Origin of the sequence: Legionella cardiaca, assembly GCF_029026145.1 — a bacterium.
Taxonomy (GTDB): domain Bacteria; phylum Pseudomonadota; class Gammaproteobacteria; order Legionellales; family Legionellaceae; genus Tatlockia; species Tatlockia cardiaca.
Map to the genome: position 1 here is coordinate 3,218,205 of NZ_CP119078.1, position 24,369 is coordinate 3,242,573.

Genomic DNA, 24,369 nt, shown 5'->3' on the forward strand with positions numbered 1-24,369 from the left:
CGCTTCTACCAGTGGTTAGATGCCGTAGGAAAATCGCTCTATTCTATACTTATAAATAAGCACAGAAATTGAGGATCGAGCGATGGACAAGTTAAAAGGAATTAAAGTTGCTATTTTAGTTGCCAATGGATTTGAACAAGTCGAAATGGAGAAACCACGACACGCTTTAGAACGTGAGGGGGCGGAAACATTTTTGATTTCTCCTGAAAAAGAATTGCAGGGATGGAATCATTTAGAAAAGGGCGATATTTTTTCTGTTGATGTTTCGTTGAGTGAAGCAAATCCTGAAGATTTTGATGCGTTACTCTTACCTGGTGGCGTAGTGAATCCTGATAGATTGCGAACTTTTCCTCAAGCTGTTGCTTTTGTTAGTAGGATAAAAGAGCAACATAAACCAATCGCTGCCATTTGCCATGGACCATGGCTATTAATTAATGCTGATGCGGTGAAAGGGCGTAAGTTAACCTCTTGGCCTTCTATTAAAATTGATCTCATCAATGCTGGCGCAGAATGGGTTGATGAAGCTGTGGTATGCGATAGTAACTTACTTACAAGCAGAAAGCCTGAGGACATACCACAATTTAATGAAGCCTTAATAAAACTCTTGCACAGAGAATAAAAGAAGCTAATTTATTCTACTAGTAAAGTAATTAAACAGGTAGAATTTTTAATAAGAGTAAAATTAATAAAATTATTATTAATAAACCCACAATTCCTGAAGGGCGATATCCCCAGCCTCTACTATAGGGCCACGCTGGAATTACCCCTAATAAAAGAAGCACAAGAATTATTAATAGAATAAGACTCATTTTAAAACTCCTTTTATAAATGGACTGCTTTTTAAGTATAGTAAATCAGCAAGCTTTATAACAAAGAGAAAAAAAGACGAAGAATAGCAAGTAGTAAAATGTTTTATAAATGAAAATGCTTTATAATTGCTGGCCATTAATTAAAATTTCTATACAATCGAAGGCAGCTATGCATGTCAGTCACACAGCGTAAAGAAACCCAGCAACAGTTTATAGAACGAGTAGTTTTTAGCGGTGGGGGTGCTAAAGGTGTTGGTTATGGTGGCTCTTATAAAGCATTAGAAGATACCGGTGTATGCAAAAATGTGCGCGTACTTGCTGGTGCTTCTGCAGGTGCTATCGTTGCTGCTTTTATCGCATTTGGTATGCCTTCTGCGATATTTAGCGAGAAATTACAAAAAACGAATCTCAAAAGATTACTGGGGCGTCGCGTAAGTGGTAAGGCGCCCGGGGTTTCCTATGTGACGAAGGATGGGAAATTTCTTGAAGTATTTATACGCGAAAATATTCTTGCAACAGTTAAAGACAGATTAAAAAAGATAGAGAATACTGAAGAAACAATTGGGAATGCTGCAGAATTTGTTGAGAGACGGAGGGTCATCAATGAATTATTAACAAAAATTGAAGGCAAAAACCCACGAATTACCTTTAAGGATTTAGCTACCCTTAATTACCACTTTCCAAAATATTTCAAACAATTATCTATTCCAGCCGTTAGATTTCCAGACGGCGCTTTGCAGATTTTTAACAGTGACCTTACTCCAGAAGTTGAAATTGCATTAGCCTGTCGTGCTTCGGCATCTATACCACTTATTTTAGAACCTGTAGAAATCGAGATAAACGGTATTAAAAAACGATTTGTTGACGGTGGATTGTATGATAATTTGCCAACGGATTATTTTGATTCATCAAATGAGGTATTTACAAAAAATAAAAAACCCGAGCAAACGCTGGTCTTTGCTTTTAGTGAAGGGATAAGCGAGCAAAAAAATCACACCTTCAGAGCATTATATGGCCCGCGATGGGATGAAGTCATTGCTGATGAAGTGTTAGATGTCATAATCGATGACGCAATTAAGATGGTACAAAAAATAACAAAGGCTGATGCGGATCTTAATTCTGCTGAAGATGAGGTTTATTTGATGACCCAAGCAGTAAAATCCATTTTAAATAAACAAGTTAAAAATAAAGACATTGGCATCGATGAGGCTAAGGCAATAATGCATGCAATGAGGCAATCTTTTGAATTGCTTTTATTAAAGCCCCAAAAGAATCAAGAATTTTGGTCTGTTTACAAGCAAGAAAAAATTCAGCGAAATAGAGTGCGATTGTTAGCAGCCTTTGTCAAAGAAAAGATGAAGCCTATCTTATATGAGGCGGGAGCTATCGAGAAGTTTAAAAGAAATGTCTTAGTTGAAATGTTTGGCAATCTTAAAACGCCTTATAAAAATACGATACAAAAGGAAGTTGGCTATCAAAAATTACGCTCGGATTATGCTCTTCGTACGGTTGAAATGCGTGTTGGCTATCTGCAAACCACAGATTTTAAAGAAGCAACTAAATTAGCTAGGGTGATGGATGCACTGGGTTATTTAGATACGATTAATTACATTACAAATCATGAGTTACAAGATCCTGATATTTTTTCTGCGGAACAATTTTATATCGATATAGTAAAAAATTTCGAGCAAATTCATCATGCAATTTTACTTGGTTCGGGACAAGATCCTAAAGTAGATAAATTGACACAATTGATGGCAGCGCTTCGCCTCCAATTAGCAAATCAAGGCAAATCTGAAGAGATCATCAGTAGACAACTTTATCAGTTAATAAGAGACAAGGTGGAACAGGAATTAGATTCTTCTGAGGCTTTTTCCTTGTCGCGAGCAGTAGAGTTTCACAACCAGACATTAACGGCTGAGCTTTTATTTAAAGAAACTTATGAAGAAGCATTCAAACGCAGCGGCCTCTTTGCTTTATCCAATATTGCCGGTGAGCGTATTTTTAAAACCAGTACGTTGCATGAAGTGCTAAAGAAAGAGAACATGTTTACGTTGTATGCGAAACAGATCTCACATCATGGAACACGCAGCGATAAAGTTTTTGCTGCATTAGCAAAATTACCTACGTTTCATCAAGCTTATAACAAAGGTGATGTGATCGAGGACGTACTAATTTCAGCTACTCCGTAACAGGGCCCGCAACAATAACATCAATAACTGGTTCACCACAGTGTTTGGCTATTTCGTTACGTACCAAAGAATGAAGGCGAATAATTTCATTCCAATCGTTCCCCTGAGGATAAATGGGGGTGCCAATCGTTACTTTGATCGTGCCAGGTTTAGCAAGGATACTATCTCCTCGCAAAATAGCGCGAGTGCCACAAAGTGTAACAGGACAAATAGGTGTTGTAGTTTCAACGGCTACGGTAAAGGCCCCTAGCTTAAATGGGCGAAGACCTGTTGCATAAGTAAAGGTTCCTTCCGGGAATATAACAATGGACATTCCCTGGTGAACTCGCTCTGTAATTTGCTTGATATTTTCAAGACTTTTTGCAAAATCCATTCGGTCTACAGTTATAAAGTTAAGTTTTTTTATGAAGGTGCTAATGAAGGGAACTTTTAACAATTCTTTTTTGGCGACAAAAACAACTCCGGGAGGTAAGACGCTTAATAACACAAGCGAATCAATATAGCTGGCATGATTAGTGACAAAGACCATTGGCTTATCTAAAGGATGGTGCCTGGTTTTCTTTTGAACTTTAATAGGACAAACTATTAAGTGACAATAAAGACCAGTGCAAAACTTGATGATTTTGGCGGATACCTCTCGTGGTAAAGGTAAAATAATAAGCCAGACAAGCAAAAATATTAAAATCAACAGTACGCTGCCATAAAAGGTATATAATAATTTTCCCAGGTAAGTCACGCTATTAGAAATTTTTTTATAGAAACTTTGCAATAGAAGTTTTACCAGCTGCATTTTTACAGGTAAGTGCCCGGTAGTTAATTTGCCTTCAATATATGCTTTTTTACAAGCTGAGCGCTGAAGTTTGCCACTTGATGTTTTGGGAATGGTTTTTGGTGGTACCAGGAGAATAATATCAGGTGGTAATCCGATTGTAGCTGTCATTTTCTGAGTAATTTCTGCACGAATAGTTCGCTGTTTCTCTTTCATGCGTTCATAAGCTTCGGCAACAACAATCAATTGTTCAGTTCCACTGTCCGGATCGTTAACACCAAAAGCAACAATGCAACCTTTGCGAATTTCAGGGATATGGCTAATAACTTCTTCAATTTCTTCTGGATAAATATTGCGTCCTGCTTTAATAATCAAATCCTTTTTTCGCCCAGTAATGAAGAGCTCTCTATCAGCAAGATAGCCCAGATCGCCAGTATCCCACCAACCATCATGAAAAGCTTTTTCCGTGGCCGCGGGATTGCCATAGTACCCTTGCATTGCTGAAGGACCTTTAAATTGTATACTTCCTACCATTCTTTCCGGCAACACAGTTCCTGCGGCATCAACAATACGTATGTCATGATCAATCAGCGGTATACCACAAGCTACGATTTCAATAGTCTTTGTGTCTTGTGATGCAGGGATCGCCTTATTTTCTTTTTCGAAAGGAGAGCGTTGTATTTTATCAATACGAGGTGTTCTTTTTGTTTCAGGAAACGTTAGCCCTACAGTTGTTTCCGCAAGACCATAGACAGGAGCAAACGCCTCTATGTTAAATCCATAGGGGGAAAATTTTTTACTAAATTGAGTCAGGGTATGAGGATTAATAGCCTCGGCACCATTAAAGGCAAAACGCCACGAGCTAAGGTCTAAACCTTCAATATCTTTTAAATTGATTTTTTTTACACAGAGCTCATAAGCAAAATTAGGTCCTCCAGAAAGTGTTCCTCGATGGTAATGAATAGTCCATAGCCAGCGTTCAGGGCGAGCTAAAAAAGTCAGTGGTGATAAAATAGTCACAGGGATACCGAAATAAAGACTTGCTAGCCAAGTCATTAAACCCATGTCGTGATAAAGCGGTAACCAGCTTATGCAGACATCAGTGGGTTGAATCACCACACTTTTTCCAATAGCACGAATATTGGCAAGAATATTGGCATGAGTAAGCGTAACTCCCTTAGGATCGCCCGTGCTGCCCGAGGTATATTGAATTAGAGCAATATCGTTGAGATTTATAGATAGATTGGGGGGAGAAACATCAGTTGTTTGTAGATTTTTTAAGGTGATTACCTCTTTCAATGAGGGAATAAAAGTCCCTAAAATTTTGCTAAGATTCTTTGCTTGAGTAAAGGTAATTAATATTCTTGCCTGGGCATTTTGCAAAATTTTTGCTTCGCGTTTTGCATATTCTTCAATTTCTCCAGGGCGAAACGGAGGATAAATTGGCACAGGAACAGCACCCGCGAGCAAGATACCACAAAACGCATAAAAAAATTCTTCACTGGTGGGTAACATAATGGCGACCGTTTCACCCTGTTGGATACCGCGCTTCCATAAGCCATTGCTAACTAATAAAGCTTTTTCAAATAATTGGCCATAACGCATAACGTGCTCTTGTCCTTGTTCATTTTGTAAATAGATGTGAGGGCGTTTGGATTCTTTGGTTGCATAAGCAGAGATTACATCGAGAAGAGTGGTGGCTGATGTTAGATTAAGCGATAGCGATTCAAGAATAGGAGAAAATTTTGAGGTAGCTGTTGTTGATGAGTCTCCACTCATTTGATGAATCAATTTAGCTAGCTCTCCTAATGATTCTGCTTTTATCATGGCGCTTTCAGGGAGTTGAATTGAGAATGATTTTTCTATGCGATGAAAAAGCTCTGTTTTCCCTAAGCTGCCAATACCTAATTCGCGTTCTAAAGAAGCTTTTAGCGTAATTGCTTGTAATGCGCGCTCGGCTTCCAACTCTAATAAGAATTCACGAGTGATTGAAAGTAAGCGACTTTCAATCTCATTTCGACTGAGATTCATCAAATAGCATCCTATTGCATCCGAGACTTGCCACCTTCATTGAGCATGTAAGCTCATCTATTAATTAGCATAGTTGAGGTTAAGGAAACTAGAAAGCGGGATAACTCCTCATCAATAAACCGAATGTGATGTGGGAGGATATTTTTTTGGAGAGTCAGGATATTTACTTAACAAGAAAAGCTCATCAATCTGGATTGGATTAAAATTAAACATTGCAATCAATATGTTAAGTTCATTTTATGTCCATTTTAGCCACCAAATAATCCTTAATGAATAATTTTAATCCATGTGATATACTTCCGCCGCCACAAATCCGTGGAACAACTTTGGAGAGTTTAACCATGAAGTTAGCGAAGTTCGCCATCTTATCGATGATAGTTAGTGGAAGTTTAGCGGCTCAAGATATTCGGGTTGTAGGAACCGTCACAAAAACAGCCAAAATACCTGTTACTAAGGCCTCTAATGCAAAAAATGCCTCTCGAGCAGCAGCCAATAATATAGTTAAAGAAATTAAATTTTTAAATATTCAATTATCTGAGAAAGCAAAGCAGAATTTAGCTAATCGTGCTAAGAATGCCCTCGCTCATAAACAGCAATTTGCCTTAAAGGAAGATTCGGGGGATGCCATACAATTGGGTATGAATGAAGTGCCTGTATTGAATCAAGGTCAGCACGGTACTTGTGTTACTTTTGCCAGTACTGCCGCTATTGATGCTGCCTTAGGCAAAGGGGACTATATTAGTCAATTATGCCAATTAGAATTAGGCAGTTATCTTGAAAAAAATGGTTATGGACCTAGCGGTTGGGATGGCTCTTTGGGACGAATGGTTCTAAGCCAAATGGATGCTTTTGGTATTGTCACTAAAGAACAACAAACTTCTCAAGGGTGCGCTGGTATTACAGAATACCCCGTCAGGGGCCAAGCACCCGATATACAAATGAATCCAGAAGATTATCATCAAATGAGTGAAACCTTAAACGAACAAGTAGCATGGTCACCTATCCTGGATGTTTACCAGGCTATTGGCGATCGCACCGATACGAGCAAAGTTGTTGAGGAAGTAAAACGCAGTTTAAAAGCTAATGATCGAGTTACTTTCGGTGTTCTATTGCTGGATTTTGATTTGGGATTCATGGGCGCAGTGGGTAGTCATCATTCTACCTTTGATACTTGGGTTTTAACTCCTGAAATTGCAAGAGATGCTATTTTTGGCGCGATGTTTGGTGGCCATGAAATGGTTATTACTGGCTTTGATGACAATGCAGTTGCAACGGATTCCAATGGAAATAAGCACCGTGGCTTATTTACCTTACGTAACTCTTGGGGGGAAGAGGTAGGGGATCATGGTAATTTCTATATGTCTTACGATTATTTTAAATTATTAGTGATTGAAGCCCAGCGTATCCGGAGTTTTGTTGACTCCTCTGAAGGATAATTACGGTAATATTTAAATACCAGGAGATTTGAGTCTCCTGGTATTCATCGTATTTAGCTAAGTAAATCCAATATTTTCCCGTTTCAATTTTTTAAAACAAAGATAGGTAGAAAACAATTATTAGATTTTACCTTTTGCATTTTCAGCGGACCGAAAATAAACTAAGCAGTTATTTTCAAGGACGCGAGAATAAGATGCGGTTACCCGGTAATGCTGTTGACGTAGTAGGTTGGTTAACAGCTTTAATCTTGCCAGCCTGCTTCTTTTTCTTATTAAAGGGAACAACCATGAATTGGGCTTGTACCAATTTTTTGGTTATTTTTGCTGCAGCACTAGTGATGTGGATTTTTCGTCTATTGCCAGAATATGTGCCTGCAGTATTTATGATTTTGGCAACGATTGTTTTGGGCTTGGCTCATCAAAATGTGCTCCTGTCGGGTTTTAGTTCGGACAGTTTTTTCTTAGCCCTTGGTGTGTTTGGCATAGGGGCGGTTTTAGTTAAATCAAGACTTTTTTATCGTCTGTCACTGCTTATATTAAATCATTTACCTAAAAATAAATTTCTACTGCAAATCGTTCTTTTTGCAATCGGCACATTATTAACTCCAATTATGACCGCGCAAAGTGCTCGTGTATCGTTAATTGCACCTCTACTTGAGGATATGCGTAAAACAGCGGGGCTTAAACCAAAAAGCATGGCTGCAAATAGCCTTGCCTGTGCAGCTTTTAATGGTTGTATTTTGTTATCTGCGATGTTTTTAACAGGAAAGTCCAGCAATTTTGTTCTTTTTGGCATGTTGCCAGAGCAAACCCAATGGCAATACGGTTGGTTAAATTGGCTTTTTGTCGCCTCTGTACCTGGTATTTTGTTGATTATTTCCTTTTTTATTCTTAATAGTTTGCAGTTTTGTAATCAGGATCACTTAAATATTAATCGCTTGATTATCTCACGTGAATTACGATTACTAGGAAAATTAACAACTAATGAATGGGCTGCAATTCTTAGTATTATTGCGTTAATTCTGGGATTGGGTTTTTCTTCTTGGCATCAAATTCCTAGTGCCTGGGTAAGTTTTGCTATTTTTTTTGTACTTCTTACCTCCGGTGTATTAAATAAAGATGATTTTAAAAATGGAATTAACTGGCCTTTCTTGTTTTATCTGGGTGCAATTATCGGGATTATGCGCTGTGTTCAAGAAATTGGCATTGAAGCATGGATTGTAGATTATTTATGGTGGTTGGGAAAGTTGGCTAATAACCAACAAGTTTTATTCATTGTACTGATTTACGGGATGAGTTGGTTAGGAAGCTTTCTTTTCGGGACTATGGCAGCGCCTGCTTTAATGTTTACCTTATTCATGCCGGTTGCACAACAAGCTGTGTTGAATAGCTGGTTAATTGCTTTTGTCATTCTGATGGCAACAGAGGCATGGGTTTTTCCTTATCAATCCAGCTATTATCTATGTTTTGAAGAGTGGGCACGTGAAACAAAGGCCTATGAGCTACGCAAAACATTATCGCTTAATGCTTGGTTTTCTATTCTAAGATTGGTCGCTATTTTGTTAAGCATCCCCTTTTGGCGTCGGGTTGGTGTGTTATGAGTACGAAGTACCTAACGACTTTTTGCACGGGATTATTTTTATTAGCAGTGTTTTTTTTTCTTGCCTATCAACATCAGCATAAGCCACGAATTTTCATTTTGCATAGCTATAACGCCAATATGCCTTGGGTGCAGAGTCTTAATGAAGGAGTCAGAAAAGTATTTGGTGACAAGCCATATATCAGTTTACGTTATTTTTATATGGATACTCGACATCATCACTCTAAAGGTTATCTTGAGCGAATTCGTAAATCATTGATTGTCTCAATTAATGCCTGGAAACCTGATATCTTGGTTGCTTTTGATCATGATGCCCAAAATATGGCGGTAAGAGAGTTTGGCTCTTCCGGGAATCTTAAAATAATTTTAGCGGGGATTACCGATAGTAAACGCTGGTTAGAATATGAAAATACGCCGCATGTAACCGGCATTACGGAACAAATCCCAGTGAAGGCAATACGTGAAATTCTATCGCTTATTTTTCCTAGGCAAAAACGTATTTACTATTTGTCAGATAATTCTGCAGCAGCAAAAACATTGGATAAAGATATCGCTAAACAGAATTGGGGTTCGTATGAATTAGTGACGCATAAACGCGTAAAAACCTATAGGCAATGGCAAGCGGCTGTTCATGAGGCAGAACAAACCGCCGATATTTTACTGGTTTCTATTTATCATGCGATTAAGGATGAAAAGAAACAACGAATTAAATCCAAAATTTTAGTCAATTGGATGAATGAGAATAGCAGAATTCCTGTTGTTGGTGTTTATGAGTCTTTTATTATTGATGGCGGTATTCTGGCCATTGCTATTTCGGGTCTTGAACAGGGATACACGGCTGCATGGTTGGCATTTAACATTATTGAGAAAAAGTTATCTATTCAGAATGTTCCTTTGCTTCATGGCAAAACGTTTTCTTTATTTATTCACAAGGAAATTTTGCGTAATCGTTTTCCTGAGGTACACATACCAGTAATTATTGATGCATTTTCCAAATCTCATTGGACTCTGGATGCTCTGTCAACACCAGAACTTGACATACCTAGTATCGAAAAGTTGCGCTTGAAAAAATCTATTTAAGAAAAATTTGGGGTTTGGCTCAAGGATTTATTTGGCAAATTCCTGTTTGCTATAGGCTACTCTTTCTGCAATAGATTCTTGCTCTTTTTCCGCACGATATTCAATTTTTTGATAGCGTTTAAGGCCCCCTTCACGATTAGCAATCTGAATATTTAATCCTGGACGTGCATTTAATTCGAGCATCAATGGACCATGATCCTTATCGAGAACGATGTCAACGCCTAAATAACCAAGGCCTGTTAACTCATAACAACTGGCGGCAAGTTCTAAAATTTTATCCCAGTAAGGTACAGTTATATCAACGATGGGTGCCAAGGTATCAGGATGATAATCAATTGTATCATTTTGAAATACGCCACCTAAAGTTTTTCCCGTTGCTAAATCAATACCAACACCAATAGCACCTTGATGAAGGTTTGCTTTTCCTCCAGATAAACGTGTTGGTAAGCGCACCATAGCCATCGCAGGGTAGCCTAATAACGTGATGATACGGACATCAGGGATCCCTTCATAGCTTACTTCTTTAAAGACAGGATCAACAACGACACGATGTTCAATAATGGCATAATCCGAATGACCACCAAGACTATAGGCGCCGGTGAGCAAACAAGAGAGGTGATAGCTGAGCTCTTGGGTAGTTAATAATTTGCCATTAATTTGACGATAACGACCAAAGACACGATCGGTAATTACAATAATACCGTCACCACCGGCACCATGAGCTGGTTTGATAACAAAATCCCTATAAGGGGATAGAATATCATCGATATTCTTTATTTGATGTTCACTCTCAATAATTTCGAAAAGCTTGGGAACTGCTATTCCTGCTGCAATTGCCAATTTTTTTGTTTGTAATTTATCATCAACCAGAGGATAAAGTTTGCGTTCATTATACTTTAAGACGTAATCGCTATTGCGCCGATTGATACTTAGAATTCCTCTATTATGGAGTCGGCGATACAGCTTCCACATTATAACTGCTCTCCACCTAGTGCTTTGAAACGCAGTAATTCTGATAATCGATAACCTCGATATTGGCCGAACCATAAAATCATGGCGAGTAAAACTAAAAGCAACTCAGGAAAGGCAAAGACCAAATATTGCATTGGTTCATAATTCATTGCCCCAAAGGCAATAACCGCTGCAACAAGACTACCTATCCCTGACTTAATGGCATCAGAAGCACCGCGTTCATCCCAGGTAATGCACATGCGTTCAATGGTCATGGTAAGAATAACCATGGGGAATAAAGCGACCGATAATCCCGATTCCAAGCCTAAATTTTGACTCAGAATACTAATGAAGATCATTAAGAGAATAACGACAGTGAGTATAGCGGCTAACCTCGGTACCAAAAGTAATCTCAGCTGATCCAAATAGAAGCGTGCCAACAAACCGAAAGAAACAATAATAACAAAAAGTGTAATACCCCAGATAACGTGCGTTTCACGAAATGCCAAGGCAATTAATACTGGCATGAAAGTCCCAAAGGTCTTTAAACCAACAAAATTGCGTAGCAATAAAATAATAAAGGCGCCAATGGGCACGGTTAGCAAAATTTTATAAGTTTCTTGAACGCTTACTGGTAACTGCAATAAGGAAAAGCGTAGCAATTGTGAGTCTGTTTGTAAGCCACGTGCTTTTGCAATTGAAAGCGCATTAATAGGTGTCGGTGATACGGTCAAATTAAAGATGGGTTTTTTACCACCAAGAACATCAAAAACAGGATCAAAACCATATTGCCAAACAAGAAAATCTTTAGGAAAACCCGCACTGCCAGTCCGAGGGTTAATGTAGACCCAATCTTTGCCATTGTAAACGACCATGAATAATTTGAAGTCGGTTTTATTTTGGTGTTTTAAATAAATACCTTTGACCGGCATCGCATAAATTTTAGCTTGATTTAACACAAGAATGGCGGCTTGAATGACACTATCATCATTGAATTCATTACCGACTAATAGTCTGGCATTGCCATCCTGCTTGTTCAATTCTTTAATGGTACCTTGGGCAAAAGTTTGAATATCCGCAGAAGATTGGCGAACCTGGTTTGTGATGGCGTCGACGGCGGCTTTCTGGTTTTCAGTTAAAGGCGGTGCTTTTACCGCGGGTGGTTTTGCCAGAGAAGACTCATTATTATCTGTTTCGCGAAAAATGGCACGATAATAGAGAGATTGCATACCGCTGCTGCGTCTTAGAGACCAAATTGTGAGACGGTTATAGCCACTTAGATTGGTTGTAACACCATAATTATGAGACACAAAATACTCATCTAAGATAGCAAAATAAGGTGGCATATAAGGAATGGTGAAGCTTGCTTTTACCGGTGTGTTGCGTTCAGCAGTAAAACGTAAGTGAGCTTCAACCATCCAGCTGTTTACAGTTTCAGTATCTGTTAACGGTACATCAAGGATCACATGACGATAAAAGAAAACGCCTATACCCACGATGAATAAAGTAAGAATTAAGCCATAGACATGGCGTTTATTTGACTTCATTTTTTTTCAACATTTTCAGTTTTAACAAGGAATGCATGTTGCGGATCAACAAGACCATCAAAAGCGATGATCGCATCCCTGCCCAAGAGTAGAGGATAATTAAAGCGCTTACGATTGGTTAAGTTCACTGGAATTGTGCGTACTTTATCACCAATTTTAACGGCAATGGTTACTACAGGACGTTTAATCGGCTCAATATGATGTTGCAATGTTGAGTGTTCCCCTGCACGAACTTTAATTTTCACCTTGCCTACATATTCGCAAGTAAATTCTACTTCTTCATTTTTACCAGGTACTTTAAATTGCAAATAAGCTTTGCCATCTTTCTCAATTTCATGAATATCAATTGCACTAAGAGAAGCGGATTTAGCGCCTGTATCTAATTTTGCAGATAAAACCATGCTTTTATCAATCAATGTTGCTTTTTCAACATAGCCATAGATAATTTTTTGATTGGCAGCCATGGAACACCCTAAAAATAACGATAAAATGATAATAAGAAAACTACGCGGACTCATTAAACTCCTTTCTATGTAGTGATTACTTTATACTAGCAGGTTTGTGATTTTACGCTTAGAGTGGCCTGGAGTCATCAATAATTTTACAAAATATTGACCTTTAATAATTTCCGACAGAAAGCAAAATTCAAAAACTTTAATAAAGCACCTACAAAGGCACATCCTAATAAATTTCTATGCTGGTTGATAAAAGATTATCGTCTGCAAAGGATGGAAAACGATGCCTTGGCTAATTTTAAAATCATCATATTATCAACGAGTTAATTTTTTGAGTAAAAGTGAATTTGCTTGTTTAAAAAAATATTTACTCTCGCTAACTTTATGATAAGATGAATGATGGGCCATTTGTTTTGTCTCAATTTAAAACAAGATGAAAAATTGGTTGTCATTTAGCTCTTAATTGGGTACAATTCTGCCATCTTAGCCGCTGCCCTTATCTGCAAGATGACCAAGAGTATCTCTGACAATTCACCAGGAGGACTTGACCAACAAAGCCGCTTACTGGCAAAAAGGTTGCATGAACTGGGTTTTATCTACGCTCTTTATGGAGCGCTTGACGGCTTGAGTCTTTCTTACAGTATGTTCAAATATACATTTGATTTGCTGTACGCCAACACGAAAGTTTCTTCCTCTGATGTCATGCATGAATGGTTGCTAACTCCAGAAGGTGTTGCTATTGCTGTCTCAAGCTCTGTATCCATGGTTGTCTTTTCAATGCTTGCCAATCATTTTAAAGATGATGACAAAAACCAATTGAAAAGTTTTATTGCTACGGTTTGGCCTTATTTACGTGACTCCATGAAGGGGCTAAAAAATGCTTATAAGGGAGTGCGTAGCGCAATACAGGTAGCAGAAATTTTAGGGGGACAGAATTTAAGATCCCTGATTGTACCCGTCGGTGTGTTGCTTGGTGTGTTGGCGGCTGCGAATCGAATGTGGATGCGCTATTATGTTAATCTGCGCAAAGATATGATGAAGGCTAATGCTCAATTACTTGAGGAGATTAAAAACGCACCGTGCATGTCCTTGGAAAAAATAGAGGAAGCGCGAGCTAAAACCAAAACTCAAGAGATGTCGCTTCGGCGGAAAATGCTACTTTCAGCAGCCTACGGCGGCATTGTAGATGGTCTTTACCTTTATGTCGGTGTCTTAGGACTCTGCACTTTGGCTCCTACAGTCTTTACAGCGATGACAGTCTTTTGTGCCATTTATTTTTTAGCCTGTATTGCCACCCGTATTTATGAAGAATATGATTTTCAGCGCCGCTTGGTGATTATGCAAGCTAAAATTGAATTGGCTTTGTGTGGAAAAGAATTAGAAACACAATTTAATCATTTAAATTTGCTGGCTTTGGAAATTGCTAAACTGGATTTGACTCAAGCCAGAGAAACGCAGCAGCAAGAGCTAGTCGAGACTATTGGTCTCTTACGCGATGAGTTTGAAAAAAAACGCGCTTATCTTCGAGAATTATCAACGTTATCATACAGCTCTGCTTTTCTTGCTGGGATGAAAAACGGTTTAGCTGCTTATGGTGCATTAGCGAGTGCAATGTTTGCTGTGGCTACCGTGATTGTTTTAGCTTCTGCTAATTTCCCTCCTGCTTTACTCATTACCTGTATCACCCTGGGGATGACGTTACTGATTGGATTTATAGCCCATTCGCTTATTCATGCTTACCGACATCAAACCAAGCAGGAAGCGGAGGTTAATAATAATCCACATGACCAAAAATTAAATGAAATACTCATCGCTCTTAAAACGACTAAACAGCATGTCGAAGAATTAAAGCCAGAAAAAATTAAAACAGCAATTAGCGATGGCATGGTCGTTGATCCTTCACCCCAATTCTTTTTCCAGGAATGGTTTGAAGTTATTCGCTCATTTTTTTCAGGGCTTGGTAAAGGTTCTAAGGCTGTTGACTTTACCATGAATAGCTTTCAGGAGCGTGATATAGATGGTCATTATCATGACACGCCGATTATGTTAGGCGTTACGGTGTTGAGCGCAGTCGTCCATGCTTCAGCTTTAGCTCTTAGAGCGCAGGCCCGCGGATTCGGTAAGCCCCCTATTGATAGCGTCCCATCTACAACTAAAAAAAGTGAAACAGAGAGCTGCCCAACAACCTCGTTGTCGGGGGAATTAGAGCCAGCCGACCAGCTACTTTCTAATTCCCCGTGTTCAAATTCTTATATGATTCCTACAGCCATAGAGGATCTGTCCTCAAAAAAACATTCTGACAGCCAGGTTGCAGCCAAAAAATCCAAACGATCGCGCTATTCTTTCTTTCCCTGTTTTTCTAATACATCAGATACCCAAAGTAGTCCTTCTCCAGAGCGACTTTCGCCAGATGAAAAAGATCAACCGAATGAACTAAGCAATCTTGATGCCGCTCATCAGACAACAGGGATTACTACATACTCCACACCCGCAACGCTATACTGGTAGCTATTCTTTCTGATAAAGCTCGGGATTTAAGTTTGGATCATTATACATTTTAAACTGATGGTAAATTCTAAAAGTACGCTTTTGCTGCATAACTTCATCAAGTAATTGAGCCAGACAGGCAAGCAATTGATTTTGCTGTTCGGTAAGTGTTTGCCATTTTCGTTGACAAGTCTGACGATGGATTTCATCCACATCCTGACGTTGGGTCTGAAGTTTCATGTGGTAAGATTTTAGAGCGAGAATGGATAGACGATCGATCATCATCCCTGGTGTTTCAGAGTGTACGGGACAATCACCTGGTTTAGCTGGCTGTAATTGCGTAAACAACCATTCATCCATTGCTTCCATACGATTATTGCGCTGTTGATTACAGTAATCGATTTCGCGTTTGGCATGATAGACGAATTCAAAGCCCATATCGTCTCTTCTAGCTTTATCTTCGGCATGCCAAAGACGGTAGTTAAAAGCATGGTTTTCTTCTACGAGCGCTAAAAAATTTTTTTGATTTAAGATTAACCCATCGGATTTCCACCTGATAATACTATCCTGGTGTAATGCAGTGATTTCATTCACTGGAATTAAATTGTTCATGGGGTTTAATTGGTTAATAAAAAATCTATATTATCATGCATCAGTAACTTGTGCTTCATTTCTGATGCAGAATATTGAAATTAATTATTCTGATGGAGCAATTATTTTCATGCTCGCTTCATGATAGCGCATTCCTTTAAATTGGAAGGATGCCAACAGCTCGTTTATTTTAGTCCAAACATTTTCTGCTAACTCAAGCCTAAGGCTTTGTATATTTTCTTCAAGATAAGTCAGATGCTTTGTCCCGGGAATAGGGACGATGTCTTTGCCTTGGCGTAATAACCATGCAAGGGCAATTTGGGCTGGAGTCGTGTGATGAGTCACTGCAATTTCTTGTATAAGTTTTACTAATTTTAAGTTATGTGTAAAATTTTCCGGCTGAAAGCGGGGTAAACGTTGACGAAAATCAGTTGCATCCAATTGATTTACTTGGGTGATTTTGCCTGTTAAAAAACCACGGCCAATAGGGCTATAAGCGACAAACCCAATACCCAATTCACGAAGTACAGGTAGGATTTTGTCTTCTACGCTTCTTTCCCATAGTGAGTATTCTGATTGAATAACCGAAAGAGGGTGTACTGCGTGCGCCCGCCGAATAGTGTTGGGCCCAACCTCGCTAAGACCAAGATAGCGTACTTTTCCCGCAGCAACTAAATCGGCCATAGCCCCGATGGTTTCTTCGATTGGAATGGCAGGATCAAGACGGTGCTGATAATACAAATCAATATAATCCGTTCCTAAACGACGTAGAGAACCCTCTAAGGCTTTTTTAACATTTTCAGGTGAGCTATTCAATCCAATTATTTCGCCTTGTTGATTCCAGGAAAAGCCAAATTTAGTGGCAATTATCAGTTTATCGCGCGGTCTCGATTTTAACGTGCGCCCTAGTAAATTTTCATTAGTATGAGGCCCATAAATTTCAGCCGTATCAAGAAAATTAATACCTAAATCAAGTGCACGATTAAGGACTTGCATTGATTCAACATCATTAGTAGGACCATAGGCATAGGTTAATCCCATACATCCAAATCCTAGAGCAGATACTTGTAAACCTTGTTGACCTAAGCGACGTGTTTCCATCTTAAAATCCTAAGAAAAATTCTGCGTAGCATGATTCATGTCATGCAGTGTTGGCAATATATTTATGAAATTTTTAATCTCTTGCATCCAAGGTCTTAATGGATTCAAAAAAGCGATTGTTGAATAAAAGAGGTTGGTTGTTTTTGTGTTGCAAAATGAACACCAAGACCAAGAAGACGAATAGGTTTCGGGATTTCATTTTTTATTTTATAAAAGAGTTCATAAAATTTATCGAGTTCGGGATTTGAGTTTTTTATTTCAGCCGTTGCTAACTTAAAATCATTAAATTTTATCTTTATATATTGATTTTTAATTAAAAGATTAGAGGCCGAACTTTGTAATCGTTTTAGCAGTTTTTCATAGAGATCATTGATAATTGCCGTTGCTTCTTCCGTACTGCTTATATTTTCAAGCAATGTGATTTCAACGCTTAAGGATTTGCGCTCTCTGTCAGGTTGTACAGGCCTGTTATCAATGCCTCGAGATTGATAATAGAGATTTTCTCCTAATTTTCCAAAGTGTTTGACCAATGATGTGAGTGATAGCAATTGTAGATCAGCTCCAGTATGCAAGTTCATATGCTTAAGTTTTTTAGCAGTAACCTTGCCTACACCAAATAGTTTATCGACAGGTAATTGGCTAACAAATGGCAGAACTTGTTCAGGTCTTATCACGAATAAACCATTCGGTTTGTTCCAGCCAGAAGCTATTTTTGCTAAAAATTTATTGGGTGCAACACCCGCCGATGCCGTTAATTGCTCTTCTTGCCAAATTTGGGCGCGAATTGCTTCCGCTATCCAGGTTGCACTACCTTGGTAAAGAAGGCTATCACTGACATCGAGAAACGCTTCATCGAGCGCTAATGGTTCGACTAAATCGGTAAATTCTTTAAAAATTCGCTGTATGGCTTGTGAGATTTGCCGATACTTTGGCATATTGACTGGTAGTACAATGAGATCAGGGCAATGTCGATAAGCAACTGCCGTGGGCATGGCAGAATGAATGCCATGTTGCCTGGCAATGTAATTACAGGTGCAAAGGACACCGCGGCGATTTGCTGCACCAACAGCTACAGGTTTCATCGCCAACGAGGGATTATCGCGAATTTCAATGGCCGCATAAAAACAATCCATATCTACATGAATAATTTTACGGTTCTGTGTGCTCGATACAGGTTCCATAGCAATAAAATAAGGCCCTTAAGAAGGTCTTTGCTGTGATTTAAAATAAAAAGTATTGTCCTCAATTATTTTATGAAGCGAAAATTCGTGAATTTGCGGCCAGAAAAGCAATGGAGGACACACCTAATTATAGATGGTTTGAAAATTTGCTTACACTTTTTGTAATTCATTTTTTTGTAAGTAAACGGTCCAGGGCATTAGCGAAAGCAGTTTTATCTTTGATGCTGTAAGTAGAGGGGCCTCCAGTATAGGTGCCGCTAGCCCGTAATTGTTCCATCATGTCACGTAAAGAAAGGCGTTGCTTAATTGTATTTTGAGTGTATAGTTCACCACGAGGATTTAATGCCAAAGCGTTTCGAGCAATCACTTCTGCTGCTAGAGGAATATCCGCTGTGATGACCAGGTCATTTACTTTAAGATTTTGCACAATGTAATTATCGGCCACATCAAAACCCTTAGGTACTTGTACGCTAGTAATTAAGCGCGAAGGTGGTTTCATTAGTAACATATTCGCTACCAAAATTAATTGTGTGTTCGTTCTTACTGCTGCACGAAATAAGATTTCTTTCGCATCTTTAGGACAAGCGTCCGCGTCAACCCATATTTTCATTGTTATCCAGAATAAGATTTCTTTGGAAATTCTACTACAGAGACAAATTTCCGAAGAAGTCTATTATGTGAAGTTGTAAAATTTTTAAAAAAGAGAAGTATAGTACTGTTTTTGCATTTAAAGCTGGAAAAATAAGAATGGCAATGAATAAAATAATTCTTTGCATAGTTTATCTTTTAATTTTTTATTAAAAGAGTACTTTACTAAATAGGTTTACCAAGTTAGCTTTTGTGCAATTTTTTTGTTTATTTGGAGATAATAATGAAATTGATTATATCCTTTTTACTCATATTGGGCTTGAATCTTGTCCATGCGGAAGCAACACTTCCATCCTCCTGTAAGCCTATTCCAGTTAAAGGAGAATCGGTTATATTATCAGCAAAAAAACCATTGCTGATTATGATCCATAATTCATCGAATACCGATTTATGGATTTCTCATCCCGTTTCCGAGCCTAGCGCAAGTGCAGGATGGAGTAGTCGTTTGCAAGCAGGTAACTGGTCTGCCTTAGCACTCGACAAAGAATCATTTGAGCTAAGTTGTATCGAATCAAAGCCAGGACATGAGCAACAAGTACCTTGTATGGGTGTAATTTCTGTTTGTCGTTGGCCCTCTGTTACTATGCCTGCACAGAGTGCAGGGACATTTTGGGCTGGGGAAGATATGAAACTACAAGCACTGACAGCACATTTAGGGGATCGAGGCTTTGGATTACCTGACTCATCCCAATAAGTGATAAACTGATATTAATAATTTTAAAAATACGTGGTGAACGTGAGTAAAAAATCGAAGGATCCTTTCTATAAAAGGGAAAAAGAAAAATATGCGCTTCCTATACCTAGTCGCGAATTAATTATGCAGGTATTGGATGAATATGGTCGTCCCATGTCTCGCAATCAATTAATTAATAAGCTTGAAATTGCCAATGGTGCGGAGCAGGAAGCATTAGGATTTCGCTTAAAGGCAATGGTGCGAGATGGGCAGATTATGCAAGATAGACGAGGACGCTTCTGCCTGGTTGGTCGGATTAACTTGCAAAGAGGTACTGTACAAGGGCATCCAGATGGGTTTGGATTTTTTATTCCTGTAGATGGCGGTGAGGACATGATTCTATCCGCCAAAGAAATGCAAACTGTTATGCATGGGGATGTGGTTCTTGCTTATCAGACAGGAGTTGATAGGCGAGGTAGACCCGAAGGTAAAATTCATGAAGTACTTGAGCATGCTAACCAAACGGTGGTAGGCAGATTTTTTACAGAACATGGTGTAGGATTTGTCATTCCAGATAATAAACGTTTGACCCAAGATATTTCAGTGCCACTTGAATTTGCTGGGAATGCTAAGAATGGTCAAATGGTTTTGGCGGAAATAGTGGCGTTTCCAACAAAACGTAATCAGGCCATTGGTAAGATAATTCACATTCTAGGAGAGCACATGGCTCCAGGAATGGAAATTGAGGTGGCCATTTTTGCTCATGGAATTCCCGCACAGTGGCCTGAAGAAGTGCTCGCTGAAGTGGCAAAAATTTCACAACATGTTAATGAAGAAGAGATTAAAGGTCGCACTGATTTAAGAAATTTACCTTTTGTTACCATTGATGGTGAAGATGCTAAAGATTTTGATGACGCAGTTTATTGTTATCAAAAACCTAAAGGAGGCTACCAGCTTTACGTGGCAATTGCCGACGTTAGTCATTATGTTAAGGTTGATTCAGCCTTGGATAAGGAAGCTGCAAAGCGTGGTAATTCTGTTTATTTTCCTGGCCAGGTAGTACCTATGTTACCAGAGGCTTTGTCTAATGGTATTTGTTCGTTAAATCCCCATGTTGACAGATTATGCATGGTTGCTGAAATGGCGATTTCGACCGATGGCAAAATAACGCGTTCCCGCTTTTATCGTGCGGTCTTTCACTCTCATGCCCGTCTTACTTACACTCAAGTCGGTAAATGGCTGGAAGCAAATGCGGATATGGGAGAGCATGAGGAGTTAAGACCAGCACTTGAGGCGCTTAATTCTCTCTTTAATGTTTTATTAAAAGCACGTAAGAGTCGAGGCGCTATTGATTTTGAGACCACAGAAACCAGCATTGAATTTGACGAAAATAGAAAAATAGAACGAATTGTACCTGTTATGCGAAATGACGCGCATCGGTTGATTGAAGAATGTATGCTGGCTGCCAATGTCGCCACGGCGCGCTTTTTAGAAAAAGCAGAAATACCTACTTTATATCGTGTCCACTCATTGCCTGATGAAGATAAAATTAATGCACTTCGTCTTTTTCTTGGGGAACTTGGGTTAAGGTTAGGTGGTGGAAAAAAACCGCACCCGAAAGATTTTCAAAAGACTATGGCTGAGATAGGCGAGCGACCAGAAAGACATTTAATTGAAACAGTCATGCTACGTTCATTAAAACAAGCACAATATATTGAAGAGAATGATGGGCATTTCGGTCTGGCATATCCTGCTTATACCCATTTTACCTCGCCTATTCGTCGTTACCCTGACTTATTGATTCATCGAGCTATCGGACATTTGATTGATAATCAAGAAATAGTTCATTTTCCTTACACTAAGGAGGATATGAATCGTATGGGTAAGCATTGCTCCACAACAGAAAGACGTGCTGATGAAGCAACCCGCGAAGTAATTTCTTGGTTAAAATGTGAATACATGCAAGATAAATTGGGCCAGGTATTTGAAGGTACTATTTCCGCTGTGACCGGTTTTGGTATTTTTGTTGAACTCAATGAAATTTATGTTGAAGGTTTAGTACATATTACCTCATTGCGAAATGATTATTATGCTTTTGATGCAGTTAAGCATCGTTTAGTTGGAGAACGTAGCGGCCAGGTTTATCGCTTAGGAGATAAAATGTCAGTCATGGTGGCCCGCGTTGATCTTGATGAGCGTAAAATTGATTTTGAACCTGTAGAAAAAGAGGCCGTGAATGAGTGAGCATTATGTTTTTGGTTTACACGCGGTTAATGCATTGCTTGCAAATTCTCATAGACCTACGAAAAAATTATACGTAAATCAGGAGCGGCTTGATAAAAAACTACAAGCTCTTCTTACTTTAGCAGCTGAGAAAGGTATTCCGATTGAAAAGCTAACGACGCAAAAAATGAATCAGCGATTCTCGGAATTTGCCCATCAAGGGGTGGTGGCTTGTGCCGGAACTTTCCCTGAGTATGGTGAAAATGATTTACTCGCTTTACTGGCAAATGCAAAGAAACCTTGTTTAATTTTAATTCTGGATGGTGTTACCGATCCCCACAATCTCGGTGCGTGTTTGCGAACAGCCGATGCAACCGGGGTGGATTTTGTGATGATCCCCAAAGATAAAAGTGCTGGGATTACTCCTGTGGTTAGCAAGGTTGCTTGTGGCGCTGCAGAATCAATTCCTGTTGTTCGCGTGACTAATCTAGTTAGAGCAATGGAAATTATCAAGCAAGAAGGTGTTTGGATCTATGGTGCAGCTGGTGAAGCAGTGGATACGGTTTACAGCGTTGACTGTAAAACGTCGCTTGCTATTGTACTGGGGGCAGAGGGAGAAGGATTGCGCCGTCTGACTCGCGAACACTGTGATGGTTTGTTTGCTATACCAATGTTTGGCAGTGTTGAAAGTTTAAATGTCTCTGTGGCTACTGGTGTTTGCTTATATGAGGTGGTTCGTCAGCGTCAGGTTATGTAGCGAGAGCTTACCTGCTATTCTTGAGTAATACCAAATCGAGTTAATATATAACGACTCATTCCTTGAGCGAGTTCTTGCTCATTGAAAAAAAATTGCCCAGTAATTTCTTGCTTTAATAACGCTGCTTCTTCCTCATTACTGACTCGAACCGCGACTTCAATCTGAGGATTTAAGGTGCGGGCAATGCTAATGATTTGTCTTACATTAAATGTATCCGACGTGGCTATAACAATAATGCCTGCGCGAGTGATGTGAGCTTGAATAAGGGTAACCGGTTTGGCCGCATCACCGAAGACGGCAACAATGCCTTGAGTTCGTAATTGTTCAACTAATTCACGATTTTGTTCTACTACAACATAAGGAACATTTTGCTCGCCAAGTGCTTTGCCAATGCGACTGCCTATACGTCCATAACCAATCAAGACTACCTGCCCGGATAGATATTTTTCATCAATAACCTGAGGTAATTCACCCAAGGGATCTTGAGATCGTTCAAAAGTTTGTATCCACAAAGATTTAGAACGCATCCACGATTGCAAAGGGTCCACTATTTTAAATATTAATGGATTGATGGCAATTGATATCAATGCGCCAGCAAGAATAAGTTCCTGACCAACAACAGGCAGTACCCCTAAATGTACGCCGAGACCTGCCAAAATAAACGAGAACTCACCTATTTGTGCCAAACTGGCAGAAATAACAAGTGCTGAATTTAAAGGGTAACGGAAAGCAAGGACTAAAGCAGCAGCGACAATCGATTTACCAATCACGATGATGCCCACTACTGCTAAAACCTGCAGTGGTTGTTTAATTAGAATAAGAGGGTTAAATAACATGCCTACAGAGACAAAAAACAAGACGGCGAAAGCGTCTCTAAGGGGCAATGATTCTTCGGCAGCTCGACGGCTGAATTGTGATTCTCTCATTATTACGCCAGCAAAAAAGGCACCTAGCGCAAAAGACATTCCAAATAATTTTGATGCACCGAAAGCAATGCTAACTGCTGCAGCAATGACACATAAAGTAAATAATTCTCGAGAACCCGTACGAGTGATTTGCCATAATAGCTTGGGGATTATCCAGCGACCGATAAGTAACATTGATGCGACAAATGCTGATATTTTCAACAGTGTTATGCCTAAGATTAACCACAAATTTCTTTCCTCGGCAATTACCGCAGTGCTGTTTGCCATAAGAGGCAAAAATACCAGGACAAGGACCATAGCAAGGTCTTCAACAATTAACCAGCCGACGGCAATTTGCCCGTTTATCGAATTTAATATTCCTTGTGATTCAAGGGCTCTCGTTAATACCACGGTACTGGCAACTGATAGTGCAAGGCCAAACACTAAGGCCCCGCTTAAATTCCAGCCCCAAAAAATTGCCATGCCACCGCCAAGTGCTGTGGCGACAGCAATTTGAATAAGCGCACCCGGTAAGGCAATTTTTCGCATGGCCAGTAAGTTATCGAGAGAAAAATGAAGGCCAACGCCAAACATCAGCAACATGACGCCAATTTCTGCAAGTTCTGCAGCAAGCTGGGTATTGGCAACAAATCCAGGGGTGAATGGCCCTATGATGACGCCTGCTAATAAATAACCGACAATGGTTGGTAGTTTAAGTTTTATAGTAATAAAACCCATTATTAAAGCTAAGCCTAAAGCGGTAGCGAGAGTTGTTATAAGCGGCAAATTATGGGGCATGAAGGATGAGACTCCCTATAATAGACTTCTTCGGAAATTCTGCGACAGAAGCGAATTGCTTTATCGCTACGGTGCGCGAATCCTCCTGTACTGGCGTGTACACGCCAGTTCTGTACGCCGTGTTTCTCTGTACTT

Annotated in this window: 19 protein-coding genes; 9 read left to right on the plus strand and 10 right to left on the minus strand. The window is 39.3% G+C overall.

Going from position 1 to position 24,369, the window contains the following annotated elements; all coding sequences use genetic code 11:
* Positions 1-82 precede the first annotated feature (82 nt).
* Positions 83-619, plus strand: a complete 537-nt coding sequence (locus PXX05_RS14025) for a type 1 glutamine amidotransferase domain-containing protein (RefSeq protein ID WP_275088811.1) — start codon at positions 83-85, stop codon at positions 617-619.
* Positions 620-650: 31 nt separating this feature from the next.
* Here the strand turns inward: PXX05_RS14025 and PXX05_RS14030 are convergent, their stop codons facing one another.
* Positions 651-809 carry a DUF3309 family protein gene (locus PXX05_RS14030; protein WP_275088812.1) on the minus strand — a complete coding sequence of 53 codons (159 nt, stop codon included), beginning with the start codon at positions 807-809 and terminating at the stop codon, positions 651-653.
* A 173-nt stretch (positions 810-982) separates the two neighbouring features.
* On the opposite strand from PXX05_RS14030, the gene PXX05_RS14035 reads away from it, so the two are divergent.
* Entirely contained in the window at positions 983-3,001 is a 2,019-nt protein-coding gene (locus tag PXX05_RS14035; protein ID WP_275088813.1) for a patatin-like phospholipase family protein, read from the plus strand.
* On the opposite strand, the gene PXX05_RS14040 is transcribed toward PXX05_RS14035, so the two are convergent.
* Positions 2,991-5,801, minus strand: a complete 2,811-nt coding sequence (locus PXX05_RS14040; RefSeq protein ID WP_275088814.1) for an AMP-binding protein — start codon at positions 5,799-5,801, stop codon at positions 2,991-2,993. The genes PXX05_RS14035 and PXX05_RS14040 overlap by 11 nt on opposite strands.
* 341 nt (positions 5,802-6,142) lie before the next feature.
* Between PXX05_RS14040 and PXX05_RS14045 the strand changes: the two genes are divergently transcribed.
* The 3 genes from PXX05_RS14045 (at position 6,143) to PXX05_RS14055 (ending at position 9,917) form a co-directional block, all read left to right on the plus strand.
* Positions 6,143-7,237: a C1 family peptidase gene (locus PXX05_RS14045; RefSeq protein ID WP_275088815.1), complete on the plus strand. Its 1,095-nt coding sequence runs from the start codon at positions 6,143-6,145 to the stop codon at positions 7,235-7,237.
* A 194-nt stretch (positions 7,238-7,431) separates the two neighbouring features.
* Positions 7,432-8,838, plus strand: a complete 1,407-nt coding sequence (locus tag PXX05_RS14050; protein WP_275088816.1) for an SLC13 family permease — start codon at positions 7,432-7,434, stop codon at positions 8,836-8,838.
* Positions 8,835-9,917 (plus strand): ABC transporter substrate-binding protein, encoded by a 1,083-nt coding sequence (locus tag PXX05_RS14055; protein ID WP_275088817.1) that lies wholly within the window; start codon positions 8,835-8,837, stop codon positions 9,915-9,917. Before PXX05_RS14050 ends, PXX05_RS14055 begins: the two co-directional genes overlap by 4 nt.
* Positions 9,918-9,944: 27 nt before the next feature.
* Here PXX05_RS14055 and PXX05_RS14060 read toward each other — a convergent pair whose 3' ends face one another.
* From PXX05_RS14060 to PXX05_RS14070, 3 genes are read right to left on the minus strand one after another with little or no spacing between them, the layout of a single operon-like run.
* A complete protein-coding gene (locus PXX05_RS14060) occupies positions 9,945-10,889 on the minus strand; it encodes an alpha-L-glutamate ligase-like protein (protein WP_275088818.1) in 945 nt (314 codons plus the stop codon).
* Positions 10,889-12,415 carry an inactive transglutaminase family protein gene (locus PXX05_RS14065; protein WP_275088819.1) on the minus strand — a complete coding sequence of 509 codons (1,527 nt, stop codon included), beginning with the start codon at positions 12,413-12,415 and terminating at the stop codon, positions 10,889-10,891. The genes PXX05_RS14060 and PXX05_RS14065 overlap by 1 nt, the downstream gene beginning before the upstream one ends.
* Positions 12,412-12,933, minus strand: a complete 522-nt coding sequence (locus PXX05_RS14070; protein ID WP_275088820.1) for an ATP-dependent zinc protease family protein — start codon at positions 12,931-12,933, stop codon at positions 12,412-12,414. Before PXX05_RS14070 ends, PXX05_RS14065 begins: the two co-directional genes overlap by 4 nt.
* 444 nt (positions 12,934-13,377) lie before the next feature.
* Here PXX05_RS14070 and PXX05_RS14075 point away from each other — a divergent pair, with 444 nt between their 5' ends.
* On the plus strand, positions 13,378-15,378 hold the full coding sequence (locus tag PXX05_RS14075) for a hypothetical protein (RefSeq protein ID WP_275088821.1): 2,001 nt from the start codon (positions 13,378-13,380) through the stop codon (positions 15,376-15,378).
* Here the strand turns inward: PXX05_RS14075 and PXX05_RS14080 are convergent, their stop codons facing one another.
* The 4 genes from PXX05_RS14080 to PXX05_RS14095 all read right to left on the minus strand — a co-directional run bounded on the left by PXX05_RS14080 (position 15,379) and on the right by PXX05_RS14095 (position 18,840).
* Positions 15,379-15,969 carry a DUF4254 domain-containing protein gene (locus PXX05_RS14080; protein WP_275088822.1) on the minus strand — a complete coding sequence of 197 codons (591 nt, stop codon included), beginning with the start codon at positions 15,967-15,969 and terminating at the stop codon, positions 15,379-15,381.
* Between the two features lie 84 nt (positions 15,970-16,053).
* The gene (locus PXX05_RS14085) at positions 16,054-17,049 is read right to left on the minus strand and encodes an aldo/keto reductase (RefSeq protein WP_275088823.1); all 996 of its coding nucleotides are present in this window, start codon (positions 17,047-17,049) and stop codon (positions 16,054-16,056) included.
* A gap of 104 nt (positions 17,050-17,153) precedes the next feature.
* Positions 17,154-18,230 carry a DNA polymerase IV gene (gene dinB, locus PXX05_RS14090; RefSeq protein WP_275088824.1) on the minus strand — a complete coding sequence of 359 codons (1,077 nt, stop codon included), beginning with the start codon at positions 18,228-18,230 and terminating at the stop codon, positions 17,154-17,156.
* Positions 18,231-18,396: 166 nt separating this feature from the next.
* On the minus strand, positions 18,397-18,840 hold the full coding sequence (locus tag PXX05_RS14095; protein ID WP_275088825.1) for a YaiI/YqxD family protein: 444 nt from the start codon (positions 18,838-18,840) through the stop codon (positions 18,397-18,399).
* Between the two features lie 261 nt (positions 18,841-19,101).
* On the opposite strand from PXX05_RS14095, the gene PXX05_RS14100 reads away from it, so the two are divergent.
* Genes PXX05_RS14100 through rlmB form a run of 3 tightly spaced genes read left to right on the plus strand, consistent with a single transcriptional unit; the run spans position 19,102 to position 22,531 of the window.
* A complete protein-coding gene (locus PXX05_RS14100) occupies positions 19,102-19,572 on the plus strand; it encodes a hypothetical protein (protein WP_275088826.1) in 471 nt (156 codons plus the stop codon).
* A gap of 42 nt (positions 19,573-19,614) precedes the next feature.
* The gene (gene rnr / locus PXX05_RS14105) at positions 19,615-21,795 is read left to right on the plus strand and encodes a ribonuclease R (RefSeq protein WP_275088827.1); all 2,181 of its coding nucleotides are present in this window, start codon (positions 19,615-19,617) and stop codon (positions 21,793-21,795) included.
* Entirely contained in the window at positions 21,788-22,531 is a 744-nt protein-coding gene (rlmB, locus tag PXX05_RS14110) for a 23S rRNA (guanosine(2251)-2'-O)-methyltransferase RlmB (RefSeq protein ID WP_275088828.1), read from the plus strand. The genes rnr and rlmB overlap by 8 nt, the downstream gene beginning before the upstream one ends.
* Before the next feature lie 14 nt (positions 22,532-22,545).
* Here rlmB and PXX05_RS14115 read toward each other — a convergent pair whose 3' ends face one another.
* Positions 22,546-24,234, minus strand: a complete 1,689-nt coding sequence (locus PXX05_RS14115) for a cation:proton antiporter domain-containing protein (protein WP_275088829.1) — start codon at positions 24,232-24,234, stop codon at positions 22,546-22,548.
* Positions 24,235-24,369 lie beyond the last annotated feature (135 nt).

What these genes read in the sequence shown, in the direction of transcription:
- PXX05_RS14025 (WP_275088811.1), top strand. Translation starts at nt 83, where the DNA reads ATGGACAAGTTAAAAGGAATTAAAGTTGCTATTTTAGTTGCCAATGGA.
- PXX05_RS14030 (WP_275088812.1), bottom strand. Translation starts at nt 809, where the DNA reads ATGAGTCTTATTCTATTAATAATTCTTGTGCTTCTTTTATTAGGGGTA.
- PXX05_RS14035 (WP_275088813.1), top strand. Translation starts at nt 983, where the DNA reads ATGTCAGTCACACAGCGTAAAGAAACCCAGCAACAGTTTATAGAACGA.
- PXX05_RS14040 (WP_275088814.1), bottom strand. Translation starts at nt 5,801, where the DNA reads ATGAATCTCAGTCGAAATGAGATTGAAAGTCGCTTACTTTCAATCACT.
- PXX05_RS14045 (WP_275088815.1), top strand. Translation starts at nt 6,143, where the DNA reads ATGAAGTTAGCGAAGTTCGCCATCTTATCGATGATAGTTAGTGGAAGT.
- PXX05_RS14050 (WP_275088816.1), top strand. Translation starts at nt 7,432, where the DNA reads ATGCGGTTACCCGGTAATGCTGTTGACGTAGTAGGTTGGTTAACAGCT.
- PXX05_RS14055 (WP_275088817.1), top strand. Translation starts at nt 8,835, where the DNA reads ATGAGTACGAAGTACCTAACGACTTTTTGCACGGGATTATTTTTATTA.
- PXX05_RS14060 (WP_275088818.1), bottom strand. Translation starts at nt 10,889, where the DNA reads ATGTGGAAGCTGTATCGCCGACTCCATAATAGAGGAATTCTAAGTATC.
- PXX05_RS14065 (WP_275088819.1), bottom strand. Translation starts at nt 12,415, where the DNA reads ATGAAGTCAAATAAACGCCATGTCTATGGCTTAATTCTTACTTTATTC.
- PXX05_RS14070 (WP_275088820.1), bottom strand. Translation starts at nt 12,933, where the DNA reads ATGAGTCCGCGTAGTTTTCTTATTATCATTTTATCGTTATTTTTAGGG.
- PXX05_RS14075 (WP_275088821.1), top strand. Translation starts at nt 13,378, where the DNA reads ATGACCAAGAGTATCTCTGACAATTCACCAGGAGGACTTGACCAACAA.
- PXX05_RS14080 (WP_275088822.1), bottom strand. Translation starts at nt 15,969, where the DNA reads ATGAACAATTTAATTCCAGTGAATGAAATCACTGCATTACACCAGGAT.
- PXX05_RS14085 (WP_275088823.1), bottom strand. Translation starts at nt 17,049, where the DNA reads ATGGAAACACGTCGCTTAGGTCAACAAGGTTTACAAGTATCTGCTCTA.
- dinB (WP_275088824.1), bottom strand. Translation starts at nt 18,230, where the DNA reads ATGGAACCTGTATCGAGCACACAGAACCGTAAAATTATTCATGTAGAT.
- PXX05_RS14095 (WP_275088825.1), bottom strand. Translation starts at nt 18,840, where the DNA reads ATGAAAATATGGGTTGACGCGGACGCTTGTCCTAAAGATGCGAAAGAA.
- PXX05_RS14100 (WP_275088826.1), top strand. Translation starts at nt 19,102, where the DNA reads ATGAAATTGATTATATCCTTTTTACTCATATTGGGCTTGAATCTTGTC.
- rlmB (WP_275088828.1), top strand. Translation starts at nt 21,788, where the DNA reads ATGAGTGAGCATTATGTTTTTGGTTTACACGCGGTTAATGCATTGCTT.
- PXX05_RS14115 (WP_275088829.1), bottom strand. Translation starts at nt 24,234, where the DNA reads ATGCCCCATAATTTGCCGCTTATAACAACTCTCGCTACCGCTTTAGGC.